The organism is Streptomyces sp. NPDC055243, assembly GCF_044544025.1.
Classification (GTDB): Bacteria; Actinomycetota; Actinomycetes; order Streptomycetales; family Streptomycetaceae; genus Streptomyces.
In genome coordinates this window covers 193262-210912 of the sequence record NZ_JBITWR010000002.1, presented here as the reverse complement: position 1 = coordinate 210912, position 17651 = coordinate 193262, and the positions used below count along the sequence as shown (strand labels likewise).

Annotated in this window: 10 protein-coding genes; all 10 read left to right on the top strand. The window is 75.0% G+C overall.

Features of this window, described 5'->3' with window-relative positions; all coding sequences use genetic code 11:
- Positions 1-3 precede the first annotated feature (3 nt).
- The 10 genes from ACIGXX_RS05830 to ACIGXX_RS05785 all read left to right on the top strand — a co-directional run bounded on the left by ACIGXX_RS05830 (position 4) and on the right by ACIGXX_RS05785 (position 17651).
- Positions 4-480, top strand: coding sequence for a hypothetical protein (locus ACIGXX_RS05830; RefSeq protein ID WP_399973122.1), 477 nt, complete (start codon positions 4-6; stop codon positions 478-480).
- Between the two features lie 25 nt (positions 481-505).
- Complete coding sequence (locus ACIGXX_RS05825; protein ID WP_399973120.1) at positions 506-2950, top strand: hypothetical protein; 2445 nt, start codon at positions 506-508, stop codon at positions 2948-2950.
- Between the two features lie 9 nt (positions 2951-2959).
- Entirely contained in the window at positions 2960-8725 is a 5766-nt protein-coding gene (locus ACIGXX_RS05820; RefSeq protein WP_399973116.1) for a CHAT domain-containing protein, read from the top strand.
- The gene (locus ACIGXX_RS05815) at positions 8722-9090 is read left to right on the top strand and encodes a hypothetical protein (RefSeq protein WP_399973113.1); all 369 of its coding nucleotides are present in this window, start codon (positions 8722-8724) and stop codon (positions 9088-9090) included. The genes ACIGXX_RS05820 and ACIGXX_RS05815 overlap by 4 nt, the downstream gene beginning before the upstream one ends.
- Positions 9091-9156: 66 nt before the next feature.
- Positions 9157-9612 carry a nucleotide exchange factor GrpE gene (locus tag ACIGXX_RS05810; protein WP_351158474.1) on the top strand — a complete coding sequence of 152 codons (456 nt, stop codon included), beginning with the start codon at positions 9157-9159 and terminating at the stop codon, positions 9610-9612.
- Positions 9609-11750, top strand: coding sequence for an Hsp70 family protein (locus ACIGXX_RS05805; RefSeq protein ID WP_351158472.1), 2142 nt, complete (start codon positions 9609-9611; stop codon positions 11748-11750). The genes ACIGXX_RS05810 and ACIGXX_RS05805 overlap by 4 nt, the downstream gene beginning before the upstream one ends.
- Entirely contained in the window at positions 11747-13555 is a 1809-nt protein-coding gene (locus tag ACIGXX_RS05800) for an Hsp70 family protein (RefSeq protein WP_399973108.1), read from the top strand. Before ACIGXX_RS05805 ends, ACIGXX_RS05800 begins: the two co-directional genes overlap by 4 nt.
- Positions 13552-15045, top strand: a complete 1494-nt coding sequence (locus tag ACIGXX_RS05795) for a hypothetical protein (protein WP_399973105.1) — start codon at positions 13552-13554, stop codon at positions 15043-15045. Before ACIGXX_RS05800 ends, ACIGXX_RS05795 begins: the two co-directional genes overlap by 4 nt.
- Positions 15042-15524, top strand: a complete 483-nt coding sequence (locus ACIGXX_RS05790; RefSeq protein WP_351158465.1) for a hypothetical protein — start codon at positions 15042-15044, stop codon at positions 15522-15524. The genes ACIGXX_RS05795 and ACIGXX_RS05790 overlap by 4 nt, the downstream gene beginning before the upstream one ends.
- A 3-nt stretch (positions 15525-15527) precedes the next feature.
- On the top strand, positions 15528-17651 hold the full coding sequence (locus ACIGXX_RS05785) for a hypothetical protein (RefSeq protein WP_399973101.1): 2124 nt from the start codon (positions 15528-15530) through the stop codon (positions 17649-17651).

Below are 17651 nucleotides of genomic sequence, written 5' to 3'. Positions count from 1 at the left end.
CATATGACCGACACACCGCTGCCCGCGGAGCTGCTCCTCGACCGGGACGCCTCCGACGACCTGCGGCGGGACCTGGTCTCCGCCCTGGAAGGCCTCGGCGTCCACACGGCGCGGGTGCGCCGTGCGGTCGATCACCGGGGCGCCGCGGACATCCCTTGGATCATGCTGGCGTCCCTGCCCCTGCAGGCGTTCCTGAGCGGGCTCGGCGCCGAGGCGGTCAAGGACTCGTATGCGGCGCTCAAGGATGTCGTGCGCCGGTCCGCGCGCGCCGCCGACTCCACCGCCGCCGCCTCGACTCCCCGGCCGCTGGTCCTCCAGGACCGGCGTACGGGACTGCGCGTGGTCCTGGAGCCGGGCCTGCCGGGCGAGGCGTACGACCAGCTCCTGGGCCTCGACCTCGCGCGGTTCGGCGAGGGCCCGCTGCACTACGACAAGGAGCAGGGCCGCTGGCGCTCCGAGCTGGACGAAGCCGCCGGCTGACCCGCCGGGGAACGGGGGTGGTGACGTGGGGCCGCATGCCGACCTGAACCGTGCGGAACAGGCCTGCGCCAGGGGCGAGTCGAGCCTGGCGCGCCGCGACGGCGAGGCCGCCGAGCGGGACTTCCTGGCGGCGCTTTCCCTGGTCGGGAACGCGGCCGGTGACGGTGCGGGGGACGAGACGCTCCGGGGGCGCGCCCATGTGGGGCTCGGGCGGGTCCGCCTCGCGGCGGGGGACGCCGCGCAGGGGGCCGTGGAGTTCGGGCGGGCGCATGAGGTGCGGCCCGATGAGGCCGAGCCGCTGCACTGGCTGGGGTGCGCGGCGGCACACCGGGCGGCGTACGAGGCCGCGGACGAGTACTTCACCTCGGCGCTCGGGTGCGTGCGTCCGCACCGCCGATCGCTGATCCAACGGGCTTACGTACGGGTGCGGTTGAGGCGGTACGCGGACGCACTGGACGATTTGCGCGCGGCGAGCGGACGGGGCGCGCTGGACGCCGATGCACGCTGGGTCATGGCGGTGCTGTCCGGCGGTGGTGCGACTGGGGGCGCCGGCCTGCTGTTGCGGAGGGCGGCGCTGGGCGAGTTGGGTGGGCTGGGTGAGTTGGGTGGGCCGGCCGGGTCGGCCGGGCCGGTTGAGCTTGCCGGGGCGGAGGGCGAGGGCAGCAGGCACGCGCGACCCGCCCCGGGGCAGGCTCGCGCCGCGCACCTGATCGCCGCCTCCTGGCAGTTGTCTAGCCCGGCGGAGGGCCCGGTGGAGCGCCCGGCGAAGCGCCCGGCAGAGCGCCCGATGGAGGGTCCGGCGGAGCGCCCGGCCGAACGCCCGATGGAGGGCCCGGCCAAACGCACGGCCGAACGCCCCATGGAGGGCCCGGCGGAACGCCCGGCGGAGCGCCCGGAGGAAAGTCCGGTGGAGGGCCCGGCCAAACGCCCGGCGGAACGCCCGGCAGAACGCCCGGCAGAACGCCCGATGGAGGGTCCGGCGGAACGCCCGGCCGAGCGCCCGATGGAGCGGGAGTTCGTGCCGCTGTACGCCGTCGCTCTCCTCCTCGGTGGACGGCGCGAAGCCGCAGTCGGGCTCCTGGAGGACGCCGCGCGGCGCCACCCCGCCGACCACCGGATCACCCACACGTTGGCGCTCGCCCTGCTCAACTCCCCTTCGGATCAAGGCCGTACGGATGACGACGCCGCGCGGCGCTGGGAGCGGTGCGTCGCCGCCTGGGGTGCCCTCCTGCACGACGACGCCTTCTGGGAGCACCGGCGCGCCTCGGCCGAGGCCAGGTTCGGCGTGCCCGTGGAGGAAGCACTCGACGCGGGCCTCCGGGCCGACCTGCGGGAGCTGCTGGAGCGGCGGATGCCGGAGGGCGACGTCGGCGGCCGTGTGCCGCCGGGGGCGCTGCTCCAGCGGGAGGCGGACGCCGCGAAGATCCTGGCCGGGGTGGGCGGGTTCCCGGGGGGAAGCGGCGGAGACCCTCTGATGGGCGGGCCCTTACGCATCGCGGGGCTCGGCCTGGTCGACGCGTTCGGCACCTTCGCCACTACCACCACCCACACCACTACCACTGCCGCTCCCGACGCCGACGCAGGTGCCCCCGACAGGGCCCAACTGACGTACGCCTTCTCCGAACTCGGCTTCGCCCAGCTCCTGCTGAAGCAGGACAAGCCCGCCGACGCCCTCGCGTCGCTCACCGAACTCCGCTGCCGCCGGTGCCGCGAGCGCAAGGACGGAGCAGGGGTACCCGGGCCGGGAGCGTCCCCCGTGGCCGCCGCCATCTGCGAACCGGGCTGCGGCCGTTTCGACGAGCTGAACCCCGCCTACGCCGGACACCCCGACAAACACCACCGCCTCGCGCGCGACGCCCGAGGCCTCGCCCTGCGGGCCCGACTCGATCTGGGACGCGGCCAACTCACCGCCGAACGACCCGACTTCGACGCCGCCGCCGCGTCCTGGCGGCGCGCCCTCGTGCACGGCAGGGAGCTCGAACGCTACCGCGAGACCCAGGCGGCCGTCGTCGACCTGGCGCTCGGCGCGGCGCGTGCGGCACACCGGGCGGGGGACCCGACGCGAGCCGTGGACACACTTGAGGCGGTGCACGCCATCACCGGAGCCAATGAACGCGGGCGACTGGAGGGACAGTTGGCGCGTCTGCTCGCCGACCGGGGCATCTCCGCGGTCAACAAGGACGCCTCCCTGCTCGACGCGCCCGCAGCGGACCTGAGACGCTCCGTCGCCTTCAACCCGCACCTGCTGCGCGCCCAGGTCAGCCTCGGAGTCGTGCTGCGCGGCCTTGCCGCTCGGCGGTGGCGCTCGGGGAGCGTATCCGGGGCCAAGGCGACCTTGCAGGAGGCGCTGGACCGACTCACCGCAGCCCTCGCCCACTTCCCCGACGATCCGGAGCTGACCGAGCAGCGCGAGGCGACCCTGGCCGACCTGGACCACGTGACAGCAGAGCAGCAAGAGAGCGGGAGGTGACGGCAGTCGATGCTCCACTACGAAGAACTCCGCATCCGCATCCGCCCCATCGGCACCTCCCGCTACCTCGTCACCGCCAACGGCCCGGCGACCGCCACCGAAGTGATCGCGGTGAACGGCGAGCCCGCAGCGTTCCGCGCCCAGTGGGACCAGCTGATCTCGGCCGAGCTGGGCCTGGCCCCCATGGGCGAGCAGCACACGGTGGCGCAGCTGAGGGGTCTTGGCCGTGCCGTCTTCCGGCTGCTCTTCGGGGAGGGCAGGTGCGCAGGCGAGCCGCTCCCTGAGGGCGTCGGCGCCTGCGTCGGCCTCGCGCTGGAACGGGCCCAGCGGATGCGGCCCGCGCGCGGGCTGCGAATCCGGTTCGACGTGCCGCGAGAGCTGCGCGACCTGCCGCTGGAGACGCTGTGCGCGCCGCCGGGTCAGCCGCAGCAGTCGCTCGCCCTCCATCACGGCTACTCACTCGTGCGTTCGCTGCCCGGTGGCCCGCTGGGCCAGCGGCTCCCCGAACCCGCGGACGAGCCCAGTCTGATCCGGCTGCTCGTGGCCTGCGCGTCGCCCGTCGACCCGAGCCTGCCGCCCCTGCGACCCGACACCGAAGTGGCGGCCCTGCGGCATGAGTTGCCCGAGGTGGCCGTGCAGACCACGGTGCTCGAACGGGCGACGCGCGAGAGCCTGGAGGCGGCCCTCGGCGCCCACTCCCCGCTGCCGACGGCCCTGCTCCTGATCGCGCACGGGACGTACGACCACGAACTCGGCAAGGGCGTGGTGGCCCTGGAGACCGAGGGCGGCGGCGTCGACCGAGTACCCGCCGACCTGCTCAGCGGAATCCTCCTGAAGGCGCCGGGGCTGCGTCTCGTGGCGCTCAACCTCTGTTCCGGCGCGGACAGTTCGCTCGCCGAGCCCTTCTCCGGGCTCGCCCAGGCGCTGATCGGCGGGGGCGTGCCCGCCGTGGTGGCGATGCGGGGGCGGGTGAGCGACGTGTCGGCGGGGCAGTTCAGCCCGGAGCTGTTCAAGGGGCTCGCGGCGAACCGCACCGTCGACGAGGCCATGGGCGCCGCGCGCCGCCGCATCTCGCATCTGCCGGGACACACGGCGGTGGAGTGGGCGACGCCCGCGCTGTTCCTGCACGAGTCCTGTCGGCAGGGCTGGCTGTTCAAGGCGCGGGAGGTGCGGGACGACGGCGGCGCCGTGGCCGATCCGCTGCGCGAGGGCGCGGAGGCGCTGCGAGCCTTCCAGAGCCCGGTCGGACACGTCGACTCGACGGTCCTGATCGGTGCGGCGCGGTTCCAGCGCGACCTGGGACAGTGGGCGCAGGTGCAGCGGACCCTGCGGGCCGAGACCCGCCAGTTCGAGGACGAGCAGCGGCGGCTGCGGGCGGAGTCGGCGTTCGAACTCGCCTGGGGGGAGGTGGAGAAGCTCTGCGTGCTGCTGGCGGCGGAGCGGGACACGGACGCCGTCGTGGAGCAGTTCGCGGCCCTCCGTGACGCGCTGCCAGGGCCGCCCCCGGCCTGCCTCGCGGCGGAGGTGGAGCGGCTCCGGCACCTCTCCGGGCTCGCCGAGCAGGCGCGCGCCGCCGAGGAGGCCGGGGACTGGGCCGAGGCGATCGCGCGGTACGAGGAACTGCTCGCCGCGCACCCGGCGGGCATCAGGGACACGGCGTCGCGCCTCGCCGCCGCCCGCGACGAACTCCATCTGGCCGAGGCCTTGGCGACCGCCGACCTTGCCCGCCACCGCACCGACTGGGCGGCCGCCGCAGCCGCGTACACCGGTGTCCTCGTCCGGCGCTCCGACCATGCGGGCGCCATGGCGGGCGCCGCCTACGTGGACGGCCGGATCGCGCAGGAGGCCGGGGAGTGGGCCGCCGCGCAGGCGGGGTACGCGGCGTGCCGGGGAGTTGCGGACTCCGCGGCTCGGGCGGCGTACGTACGGGGGCGGGCGGCGGCCGATGCGGAGGAGTGGGGCGCGGCGCGGTCGGCGTTCGCGGAGGCGGAAGCGGAGGCCGAGGCGCTCAGGGAGGGCGAGGCGCTCAGGGAGGCCGAGGCGCTCACGGAGGGCGGCGGCGTGGCGCGGCCCTGCGAAAGCCGCGGGGAGGGCCCCGCCGAGAGCCCCGGCCCCGACCCGACCTCCTGGCACGCCTACGCCACCGGACGCCTCGCCGAGGCCGGGCAGGCCTGGGCCGAGGCGGCCGAGGGATTCGCCGCCGCCGGTGGCTTCCTGGACGCGGGCGTACGGCTCCGGTACGCGCGGGGCCGGGGCGCCGCCGACCGGGAGGCCTGGCCGGAGGCGCTGGTCGAGCTGGAGGCCGCCGCCGCTCAAGGATGGGACGCGGAGCCGTGGTTGAGCGGGCTGCGGGAGCGGACGTACCAGGGGGCGTTGGACGCGGCGGGCGTCGGGAGCTGGGCCGACGCGCTGGCGGGCCTCGATCTGCTGCCCCCCGACTTCCGCGACGTGCGGCCACGCAGGTGCTACGTCCAGGGCCAGATGGCGGCTGGCGGCGGCGACTGGACGAAGGCCGCGGACGCGTTCGCGGAGTGCGTCGCGGCGGGCCCGGCCCCGGCGGGCTGCGGGTTCGAGGACGCCGACGCGCTGCGGACGTACGCCCAGGGGCGCCACTGCCAGGACGAGTCGCGCTGGCAGGACGCGCTGGACTGCTTCACCCGGCTGTCGTCGGACCTCCTGGACGTGCCCGACCGCCTCCTGTACGCGCGCGGGCGGGTCGCCGACGCCCGCGCCGAGTGGGCCGGGGTGATCGACGGCTTCGGGCGGCTGCCCGACACGTACGCCCACGGCGAGGTGCGCGACCGCCGCCGCTACGCGCGCGCCCGGGTCGCCGCCGAACTGCGCGGCGACTGGGGCGCAGTCCTGAGCCTGCTGGCCGACGTCCCCGACACGGGCCGCGCCGGAGCGGTCGGCGCCCTGCGGCGCAAGGCGGAGGGCCGCCTCGCGGAGGCGTCGGGCGACTGGGCGGGCGCCTGCGAGATCTACGCACGGGGGCTTCCCGCGGAGGAGGCAGAAGGAGAGGCGGACGGCGGCGACGACCGCGAACCCCACCACCTGCACCGCTACGCCCTCGCCCGGACCCACGAGCTCGCCGACGCCTGGGGCGACGCCTTCCTCGCCTACGAGGCGCTGCCCGACGGCTGGGCCGATGCCGTGGTGCGGCGGCGGTACGCGCGGGCGCGGATCGCCGAGGCCGCCGCCGCGAGCGCCGTGGAGTGGCGTGCCGTCGTGGCGGCCTTCGGCGCCGTGGAGGCCGACGTCAGTACCGTGGAGGCCGGGCCCGGAGCCTTCGGGGACGCCGCGGGGCGCAAGAGGTACGCCCGGGTGCGGCTCGCCGAGGCCGAGGGGGACTGGGCCCGCGTCCAGGAAGAGGCCGCCGCGCTCGGGGACCACCGGGACGCCGCCGCGCTCGGCGCCTACGCGCGCGGGCGCCTGGCCGACGCCCACCAGGACTGGCGGCAGGCGGTCGACGCCTTCCGGCGGTGTGCGGGGCACCGGGACGCCGAAGCCCATCTCGCGTACGCGCAGGGGCGGTTGCTGGAGTCGGACGGACGGTGGAGCGATGCCGTCGCCGCGTACGAGCGGGCCGGTGGCGGCCTCGACCGGGCCGACGCGCGGTGCCGCAGGCTCCGGCGGCTGCTCGAACTGCTGCCGTGGGCCGACGGGCTCACCAGCGCCCCGCTCGTGGCCGACCCCTTCGCGTCCAGTGATCACACGTATCCGTACTTCGCGCTGCGGGACGCGGGCGTCGATCCCGGCGCGACCATGGACGTCGTCAACGACGCCTCGTACACGCTCCTCGAACGCGGCGGCATGACCTGGTCCGAGCGCGTCGCCTGGGACCGGCTGCGGCTTCCGGGACGGCGGCTCCAGCTGGACGCGCTCCTGTACCGGTGGCACTCCCCCGCCGCGCTGCGCGACGCGATGGCCGGGCTCTCGCCGGACGAGGGCGCGGGGGCCGGGCTGCTGGGGGATCTGTGCGAGCGTTTCCCGCAGGACGCGCCGCTTCTGCTGCTGCTCGCCCGGGACAGGGAAGCGGCCGCCGCCGAGTGGGAGCGGCGCCTCGCGGCGGCTCCGGGCGACATGGCCGTCGTCCATGGACTCGCCGCCGCCCGGCTCTGGCAGGCGCAGGAGCTGGAGCAGAGCGGGGCCTGGGAGCACGCGGTCACCGCCTGGGAGTCGGCGCTCGCCTACTGGGCGACGCTCCTGAGCGACGACGAGTACTGGGACGGCTGGCGCGCCGAGCGCGCCGCCTGTTACGAACGGGACCTGCCGGGCGAGGACATGGCCCAGCTGCGCCTCGAACTGAGCCAGCACCTCTTCGGGCAGCTGTCCGTCTGCGAGCAGCGCCACACCGAGCAGGACCGCCCCGAACAGGCCGCCGCCTACCAGGAGTTGGCGGCCGTCCTCGAAGCCGAGCTGGGCGCGGCCCGCGTACTGAAGGACATGGGCGGCCTGCGCGACATCCCGGGCGCGGGCTCCGCGCCCGTCGCCTGCGGCCCCCGCTACCTGCGCCTGCTCCACCTGGAGGCACCGCTCGGCGCGCTCGCCGCCGCCCTGGACGCGGCGGCCGAGCAGGGCAGGGACCCCGGCGTCTACGCGGTACGCGAACTGCGCTGGGCCTTCTCGGAGTTGGCGCGGAGCTTCGGCCTCTCCGAAGTCCACAAGTTCGAGCCCGCCCTGCGCGCGCTGCCCGCCTTCGCCACCCTCACCACGCTGCCCGCCGACTGCGCGGGCCCGGCGTCGGACCCCGTGCCGGCCGAGCACATCGAGGCGTGCGCGCACTGCCAGGACTTCCTGCGCCGCAATCCCGCGTACGTCCATCTGCCGGAGCGGCGGACCAAGCTGCTCCAGGACGGCGTCGAGCTGGCCGTGCGGGTCCGTCTCGCGCTCGCCCGCACCGCCCTGGCCGACGGCGCGGGCGGCCTCGACCGCGCGCTCGACGAGTGGGCCGAGCTCGTGCGCGTGTCCCGGCACGCCGGGATGCAGGCCCGCAGCAAGAAGGCGGTGGTCGGCACCGTGCTCGGCCGTGTCGAGGCCCTGGCCGACCGGGACGGCGCGCAGCGCGGCGAGTGTCTGGACGAGGCCGTCACGCTCGTCGAGGCGGTACCGCCCCTCCTGCACCCGCTCGACCGCGACCTGGTTGACCAACTGGACGCGAAACTCTCGGCGTTGCTGTCCATGCGCGGGGTGTGGCGCGGCTACACCCGGACCAAGTACGGCATGCGCTCCGACGCCTATGGAGCCGAGGCCGACCTGCGCCGTGCCCTGACGCTCAACCCGGCGTCCAGCCACGCCCGCGACAACCTGGCGCGCGCCCTGGTCTTCACCCTGGACGCGCACACGTACACGATCCCGGGCCGCCTGAAGATCCTCCACGAGGCGCTCGGCCTCCTGGACGTGGGCCTGGGGCAGGCCCTGACCCACGGCTACCGGGAGACGCTCGGCGAGGCCCTGGACGAACTGGAGCGGCTCCTGGCGCAGGACCTCGGGGTAGACGGGCTGCGCGACCTGATGCGCAGCGACAGCAAGGAGACGCCGCCCGACGAGGGTGAACTGGCCGCCTGGGCGGCGTGGTTGACGGACCGCGCGGAGGAGTCCCTCAGTCGGGGCGACATCCAGCGGACCCTGCACCATCTGATCCGCGCCACCCGCGCCGACCCGACGAACAGCCGCATCCGGCGCGCCCTGCTCGACGCCGTCCTGCGCAGGCTCGACGCGCTGACGCACGACAACGAGGACCACGAAACACAGGAAGGGGTCGAGGCTCCGTGATCAAGGACCCGGCGACGGGCTGGGACGGCGGCCCGTTCCCCTACGACGCGCTCGCCGAGGTGGGCGTCACCCCCGGCACGTCGCACGCCGACCTCCAGGACGTCTCCTTCGAGCTGCTCGCCCGGCGCCTGATGACGCCGGTCACCCAGCAGGCGTGGGACGAGTTGCGCGTCGTACGCCGCCGCATGGTGGCCGAACTGCTGCTCTACGACGTGGACTTGGCGACGGAGCTGCCCGCGGCGGTCGCGGAGCTCGACCGCGCGCTCGCGGCGGCCGGGCCCTCCACTCCGGCCGGCCCGCCCACATTCCCGCTCCCGGAGGAAACCGCGCGCCTCCTCGACGACCTCATCACCTTCGACACCTGACGCCCGCCCCTGAACCCCCGAGACCCCTGAGTCCCCCGAGTGAGACCCCCGAGGAGCCCGCCTTCGATGAGTACGCAGGACCCGTCCCCCGCGACGACGGCCACCGCCGCCCGCCTCGCCTACGAGAACTCCCTGGCCATCGCCGCGCGGGACGCCGCCCATCGCGCGCTGACCGAACAGCTGCTCCTCGTGCTCGCCGACACCCTGGACTCCTTCGACCGGCTGCTCGCCGCGGGGACGGCGCCGGACCCGGCCGCGTACCGCGGCAGCCTGGAGCTGATCGCCCGGCAGCTCGAAACGGCCATGGCAGGACAGGGGGTCGAGCCCGTGGGCCGGGTCGGCGAGCGCGCCGATCCGGCGACCCACCACGTCGCCGAGGTCCGCACCGCGCCCGGAGCGGCCGACGACGAGGTCCTGGAGATTCTGCAGCGCGGATACCGATACCGGGGGCACGTCCTGCGCGCCGCCCGGGTAGTTGTCGCCGTGCCCGGCGACGCCGAGCAGGGAACGGAGCGTTCATGAAGGCCATCGGCATCGATCTCGGCACCACGAACAGCGCGGTCGCCGCCCACGACCCGCACCGCGCGGACATCGCGGTGCTCACCAACAGCAAGGGCGAGCGGCTCACCCCGTCCGTGGTGGGCCTGGCCCGGCAGGACCGCCCGCACCAGCCGCTGGTCGGCGAGGACGCGCTGAACTGGGCGATCAGGCAGCCCAAGGACACGGTGGTGTCCGTGAAGCGCCTGATGGGCCGGGACTTCGCGGACACCTCGGTGGCGGAGGCGCGCGGCAGGCTGAGCTACGAGATCGTGCCGGGGCCCGACGACGACCCGCGCGCCCACGTGGTGCTCGGCGAGAAGACGCTGACGCCCGCCGAGGTCTCCCGGATGATCCTGGAGAAGCTCGTCCAGGACGCGACGCGGACCCTGGGCGAGCAGGTGACGCACGCCGTGATCACCGTGCCCGCGTACTTCCGCGACGCCCAGCGCGCCGCGACCCGGGAGGCGGCCGAGCGTGCGGGCCTGGTGGTGAAGAAGATCGTGGACGAGCCGACGGCCGCCGCGGTCGCCTTCGGCCTGCACAAGCCGGGCGGCGAGCGCAGCCGCGTCCTGGTCTACGACCTGGGCGGCGGCACCTTCGACATCTCGGTCCTGAACGCGGTCAAGGACCGGGAGGGCAACAGCCAGTTCCAGGTGCTGCGTTCGGCGGGCGACATCTGGCTCGGCGGCGACGACTTCGACCTCGCCATCGTCGAGCGGATCATCCAGTGGATGCGGGACGAGCACCAGGTCGATCCTTCGGGCGACAAGGCGTTCCTCTTTCAGGCGAAGAAGGCGGCCGAGCGCGCCAAGCGGGAGCTGAACGATCTCGACGAGACGTACATCGTGATCCCGGCGGCCTACCGCAGCCAGAAGGGCGTGCTCGACGTCGAGATGACGCTCTCCCAGGGCGAGTTCAACGCGATGATCGCGCCGCTGGTGTCCCGGACGATGGACCTGGTGAGGGAGACCCTGGGCCGCTACGAACTGGCGCCCACGGACATCTCCGACGTGCTCCTGGTGGGCGGCGGCACGCTCACGCGGCCCGTCTACGAGGCGGTCGAGGCGTTCTTCGGCAAGGACAAGGTCCGCAGGAACATCAACCCCATGGAGTGCGTCGCGTTCGGCGCCGGGGTGCTCGCCGAGACCCTGGACGGTGTGGAGTGCCCGGACCCGCAGTGCGCGAAGGTCAACGACGACTCCGCGCAGACCTGTGAGGACTGCGCCGAGAGCCTGGTCAACGCCCGCCCGGTCGGCTCGACGGGCCTGTACGAGTCGACGCCCATGGCGATGGGGATCGCCGCGGTCAAGGGCTCCCAGCGCGACGTGTTCGTCGAGATCATCCCGGCGGGATCGCCCTATCCGCTGCCCGAGCCCCGGCAGCGGACCTTCCACGCGACCGACAGCCGCCGCATCCGCGTCCCGGTCTACGAGGGCGACAGCCAGGTGGCGAGCGAGAACCACGAGCAGGGCGTCGTCGAGTTCGACCTGCCGCAGGAGATCGAGGTCAACCGGCACGTGGACGTGTCGTTCAACTACTCCGCCGACCGCATCATCACCGTACGCATCAGTGTGCGCGGCACGGACATGACCCTGGAGGCGACCCCGAACCGGGAGCGGCCGCGGACCCCGCCGCCGGAGACGGGCGCGGAGGTCGACAGCCATGTGCTGCGCGAGGAACTGGGGTACGCCGAGCGGGAGGCCGACCACTTCCTGAAGCGGTACGGCACCTACATCGAGCCGGTGCAGGCGATGAAGGTGCGCAGGGACATCGAGCAGGCGCAGCGGGCCGCGGCGATGGGCGACAGCGGCGAGTACAAGCGGCTCACCGAGCTGCTGCTCGACGACGTGTTCCACCAGTGCGGTCTGGCGAGCCAGTTCCGGCAGGCAGAGCTGGCCTCGGAGGGCGCGCCGCCGGACACGGTGCGGCAGATCAACGAGGCGGTCGACTTCGTCAAGCAGGCCCACCGGCAGGGCAACCGCGTGCAGACCGCGCAGCAGGCCCGCAACCTGCGCAGCCTGGTGGCGGTGGCCCAGTCCGAGCGGCGGGTGCAGCAGCTGCCCGACCGGCCCGACTACGGCGGCATCCTCCAGGTCGGGGAAGACACGGTCGACGGATGACACAAGCGGTGGGGCGCGCCCCCGTGTGCCTCGGGCTCGACTTCGGCAGTACGGGCCTGCGCGCACTGTTCGCGCTGCCCGGCCAGCCCGCGCGGCGGCTCGACGCGGTGGTCGGCGACTGGCCGTGGCCGCTGTGCGAGCCGGCGCCCGCGGGCGTGCTGCCCGTCTCCTTCCCCGGCCTCAAGAGCAGGCTGGGCAGCGGGCGGCCCGTCCGGGTGCGGGGGACGTCGTTCCCGCCGGAGCGCCTGGTGGTGCGGACGCTGGGGCTGCTGCGGGAGCGTCTTGAGGCGGAGGCGGAGGGGACGGTCGCGCAGACCGTGATCAGCGTGCCCGCGGGCTATCAGTCGGCGCAGCGTGCGGCGCTTCGGGACGCGGCGCGGGAGGCGGGGCTCGGGCCCGCTCGGCTCATCAGCGACGCGATGGCCGCGGTCGTCGGGCACGCGTCGGAGCGGGACAGCGGCACCTTCCTCGTGTACGGGATGGGGTACGAGGGGTTCGAGATCGGCCTGGTCCGCGGTGTGCGGGGGCACTATCGCGCGCTCGGCCACGAGGGGGCGGCGACCTCGGGCGGGCGCGCCTTCGACGGGGAGGTGCTTTCGTCGGCGGTACGACTGCTGCGCAGGCACCGGGGCCCCGGATCGGTGTCGGGGGTGGACCCGGAGCTGTGGCTCGCGCTGCGGGCGGGGGCGCAGGAGGCGCGGGAGGCGCTGAGCAGGCCGGGGAGCGCGGGGGCCGCCGAGCTGTCCCTGGACGTCGGCACCGGGCCGCCGTTGGAGGTGCGGATCACGCGGCCCCATCTGGACGCCTACCTCGCGCTGCACGTGCGCCGCACGGTGGACCGCGCGCGGTCGCTGCTCGACCAGTCGGGGATGACGCCGGCGGACGTCGACACGCTGCTCCTGACGGGCGGCAACACCCTGATGGAGCAGGTCGGTTCGGGGGTGGCGGAGCTCGGCGGGCACCGGGTGCAGGCGCCGCCCGAGCTGCTCGCCCTGGGGGCGCTGAAGCACGCGGTGCGGCTCGCGGGCGGCGCCGCCGGGGCCGCCGCGCTCGAGGAGGGCCCGCTGGAGCCCGCCGATCCGGCCGACGACACGCTTTCGGAGGCGCCCGCCCTGACGGCCACGCTGGTCGGGGTCGGGGTCGGGGTCGGGGTCGGGGTCGGGAGCGGGAGCGGGGAGCCGGGGCGGGGGGCGCCGCTCGGGGACGTGGAGCGGGCGCGGGCGCTCGCGGGGCAGGGGCGCACGCAGGAGGCGGTGGCGCTGCTGCGGGAGATCGCCGCGGAGGCGGGGGCGCTGCTGAAGACCCTGGCAGCGGAAGCACGCCAGGTGGCCGATGAGCCGGACACGCCGCCGCCCGCCGACCGGTTGGCGCTGCGTCAACTGGCGCGTGCGGAGAACCTGTTGGAACTCGGACGGTACGACGATGCCGTGCAGGCCTCGCACGCGGCGTGGCTGGGGGTGGCCACCCAGGCCGCCGGTGCCGACGTGCTCGACGCGATGATCGACGTGCACTGCGCTGCCGCGATGGCCGACACGGCACCCCGGCACTTCCCCGACGCCGAGCGGTGGCTGCGGTGCGCGTACAGCCACGACCCGACCAGTGAACGCGTGCGCGGGCTGCTCGCCGAGCGCACCTACCGGCACGCGGTCGAAATACAGCGTCTCGGGGGTCGCGATGAGGCGATTGAGGCCCTGGGGAAGTGCCTCACATGGAATCCTGAACACGCCGATGCCGAGGCCCTGTTGCGGCGGTTGAACCGCGACGGGAGCAACCGGCGAGGCCCGAGAACAGGGGGAAGCGTTTGACGCCCGCAGAACTGCTGGACAAGCAGAGACTCGTCGACGAGTTGCAGCGTCTGGCAGCCCATCCATCACTCGCGCCCCGGTCGGCGGAGCTGAAGGTCCTCGCGCAGGACTTGGAGCCGGAGCACCAGCTCGACCGGTGGGCCGAGGTGGACCTCGTGGACGCCTACGTACGCCCCGAGAGCGTGCTCACGCCGCCCACCGGGCAGGCCGTGCGGCACGACGGGCGCCTGGAGGCCGCGCTCGGCATCCTCGTCTTCATCCCGCTCCTGGTGACGTGGTTCGGGCTGCGGGAGGCGGTGCGTGCCTACGGTGAGCTGAGCAAGGAGGACCCCAAGGAGTCGACGCGGCCCTTCCTCCAGCTGTGGCAGTCCGGCTTCGGCGGGCACCTGTCGGCCCTCGGCCGCTTCGAGAACGTCGCGCTGATGGCGGTGCTCCTGATCGCCCTCCTCGTCCTGCTCTCGGTGTGGCACGCGCGGGTGCGGGCTCGCACCGACCGGGAGGAGACGGAACAGCAGGGCGAGCGGGAACGGCTGCTCGCCGAGCTGGCGTCCGTCCTCACGCGTACGCAGATGCTGCTCGCCCCGCATCGGAGCGCGTCTCCCCAGCAGTTCACCTCCGAGCTGACCAAGGCGGCCACGCAGATGCGGCAGCTCGCGTCGAAGGCGGAGACCAGCCACAGGGCGCTGACCGGCACGACGACGGCGGTGAGCAGGTCCATCGACGCCCTGAAGGCCGCGGCGGACGCGCTCACCCTCGAAGTGCCGAAGCTGGGCGTCGCGGCATCCCGTATCGAGCAGACCTTGCGCGACGGCCGGACGGCGGCGGACAGGGCGAGCGTGGCCGAGGCGGACGCGGCGCGCGGGATCGCCGACCGCGTCAAGGCGGCGGGCGACACCGTCGAGACCTCCCTGCGGTCGCTGATAGCGGCCCAGCAGTCGCTGGTCATCAAGTCGGAGTCGGTTGCCGCGGCCACCGACCGGGCCTCGCAGGCGCTGGTCGCGAGCACCGGGCGCACGGGCGACGCGGTGGACGGGATGCGCGAGGCGACGGAGCGGTGGGACGCGGCGGCGGCGCACTGGCAGGACGCGGCGGCGCGGCTCGACGCGCGGATCGGGGTGCTGGTGGGGGCGTCTGCCCTGCCGGAGGCGTCTGCCCTGCCGGGGACGGCGACCGTGCCCGCGTCGACCGGAGGCGAGGGGAACGGGTACGCCTGGGGCGGCAGTTCGAGCGCCGGCTCCAACGGCGACCCCTTCGGGGGCCATGGGTACGGAGCCGACGTGAACGACGGCGCTGCGGGCGGCGGCTCGAACGGGCAGGGCGCCGACGGGCCCGCCGATGACGCCGACGACAGCCTCCGCAGCGAGGCGACCCGCGTCCTGCCCGCCCGGGGGCGTCGCATCCCCTCCCCCGCCGAACCAGTCGACCCCGTCGAGCCCGCCGACGCGCCGCCGCAACCCCCGCACCAGGCGCCCGGCAGGAGTGACGCGTGAGCCGACCGCGGCGCCGGGGGCGGATCAGCGTGGTGGTCCTCGCGGGGTGGCTCTTCGCCGATCTGCTCCTCGTCCTCGCCCTGGTGTCGATGGCCGACCGCCCCGACCCCCTGGCCGACCGCCCCAGGGCCAAGGACGGCACGAAGCCGTCGCCGTCCGCGTCACCCACCCCGACGGGCCCCCGCTCGGTGGAGCTGCAACCGGAGGAGTTCCGGGTCAAGGGCACCGACAAGGGCGATCTCACCGCCCAGATCCACAAGAACACCGGGAAGTGGGCGGACCGCGAGGCGGCGCTGGTGCTGACGTTCGGCGGCTCCAGGAACGGCGAGGCGTACGCGCACCGCGTCAACTCGCTGCTCGGCAAGGGCCGTCCGGGCATGTTCACCAAGAAGACGGCGACGGACGACTTCCACAACCTGGGCGACCCCGCGTCGACGGCGAAGGTCAGGGTGTACTTCTACACGACGCCGGGCGGCTGACCCATGACGAACTGGCACCCCGGCGATCGCCCGCCGGACGACGGCCTCTCCGGGCTCCCCCTGCCGAGCCTGCCCGCCTTCCCCGCGATGCGCGGCTACGTCCAACTACACGCGACCATGAGGAAACTGGGCTTCCGGCACGCGGCCGACGCCCTGCGCGCCCCCGCGCCCGCGCACGCGTCGGGGAAGTCGACGCAGGCGCTGTTCGGCACCCTGCCGCAGGCCGAGACCGACGACGGCTTCCGCGTCCTCGACGGCCTGTGGTTCCCCGCCCGCGGCGGCCTGTGGCAGCGCGTCGACCTGGCGTACGTCCAGCAGTCCCGCGCCCGGTGGCTCGCGTCGGCGCACCCGCGCGCCATGGACGCGGCGGCCGTCGTGGACGTCCTGGAGACCGTCGTGCGCGACGACCCGATGGGCCTGCGCCGCATCGTGCTGTGGGAGCTGTGCTGCCGGCTGAGCGACGGCACCACGGAGAAGAAGTCCGGGGCTTCGCCGCCCGCCGCCGCGCACGCCGTCGCCCTCGGCGTGCACCGCGCCGAGGCGGGGCCGCTCGTGGACGCCGTCGCCGCGGTCCGCTTCCCGGCGGCGGGCGAGGCCAGGGACGCCGCCGAGACCCTCAACGACATCTGGCCGGGCACCCGTCTCCGCGAAGCCGAGCGGCTCGCGGGGCTGATTCCCCCGGCGCCCACGGATCACGTGCTGGCTGCCCTGCTCGACGCCCTCCACGCCCGGTCCACCGAGGTCCACCACCTCACCTGCACCGCAGCCGAGTCGGCGAGCCGGGGCGACCTCCGGTCCGCCGCCGACGCCTGGCTCGGCGCCCTGCGGCAGGCGCGCGACGACGTGGACGCGCAGGCGGGTCTCCTGGGCGTAGCCGCTCTCCTGGCCGACGGACCCGGCGCCTCTGCGGAGTCCGAGGTGACGGCCGCCGTCGGGGACCGGACCGTACGACTGTCCTGGCGCGCCCCGAGCCGTGGCCGGGACACGGTGTCGTACCGCGTGCTCCGGTACGTCGAGGGCGCGCCCGAGCACGCCGTCGAGGTGTCGGCGGACGGCACCGCCCTCGCGGCGGTCGACCTCGATCCCCCCACCGGACGGCCGTTGCGCTACGCCGTGTTCCCCATGCTCCGGGGCCGCGTCGCCGGGGTGCCGCGCGTCACCGCGCGGGTGCTGCTCACCCCGGACGTCGCGGAGCTGCGCGTCGAAGCGGTGCCGGACGGCGTGCGGGTGCGGTGGCGCCCCGACCCGGCGGCCCTGGAGGTCCGTGTCGTGCGGACGGCCGACGGCGACAGCGGCCCGGGACAGCGGGTGTTCTGCGAGCACGACCAACTCCTGGACACGCCGCTGGCCGTCGGCCTGTACGTCTACGAGGTGCGGTGCGGCTACCCGGGGCCCACCGGCCGTCTCGTCTGGTCGCCGGGGCGCACCGTCACCGCCCGCGTCGAGCGCTGGCCCTCACCGGTGGAGGAACTCAGCGTCCGGCGCCTCGACGACGGCCGCGTGCGCATCGCGTGGCGACCGCCGTCGCGCGGTGAGGGCCACCTGGTGCCGTGGTTCACGCACCCCGTGCCGCCGGGCGCGGACGTGTCCGAGCATGTCGGCCGCCTCGCCTCGCCGGACGGGACGCCGCCTGCCGGGGCGCCGGCCACCTCCGTCGACGTGCTGCCGCCGCCCCGTGAGCGGCTGCGGATGACGGCCGTGAGCGTCCTTGGCGACCGCGCCGTCTCCGGACCGAACGTCGTCGTCGAACGGCAGGGCGAGGTACGGGACCTGGAGGTGCGGCGGGTGGCCGCCGACCGCGCCGAGCTGCGGTTCGACTGGCCCGAGCCCGCCGTGCTCACGCTCATCTCCTGGGAGGACGGCGTACGCGGCGGTGAGCGGCGCGTGGCCCGCAGCCAGCACCTCTCGGGGCAGGGCGTGGCGCTCCAGGTCTCCCCGGCGGAGTGCCGCTTCACCGTGACCGCGCTGCCACGGCCGGACGCCGTGGCCATCGGGGCGCCCTCCGCGCTGGCCGTGCTGCCCGCCGCGCCGCCACCGGTGCCGGTGGCGGCGCCCACGTCCGCCCCCTGGTGGCGGACGTGGTGGCGGCGGTGGCGTCCGAAGCAGACACCCGCCGCCCCCTTCTAG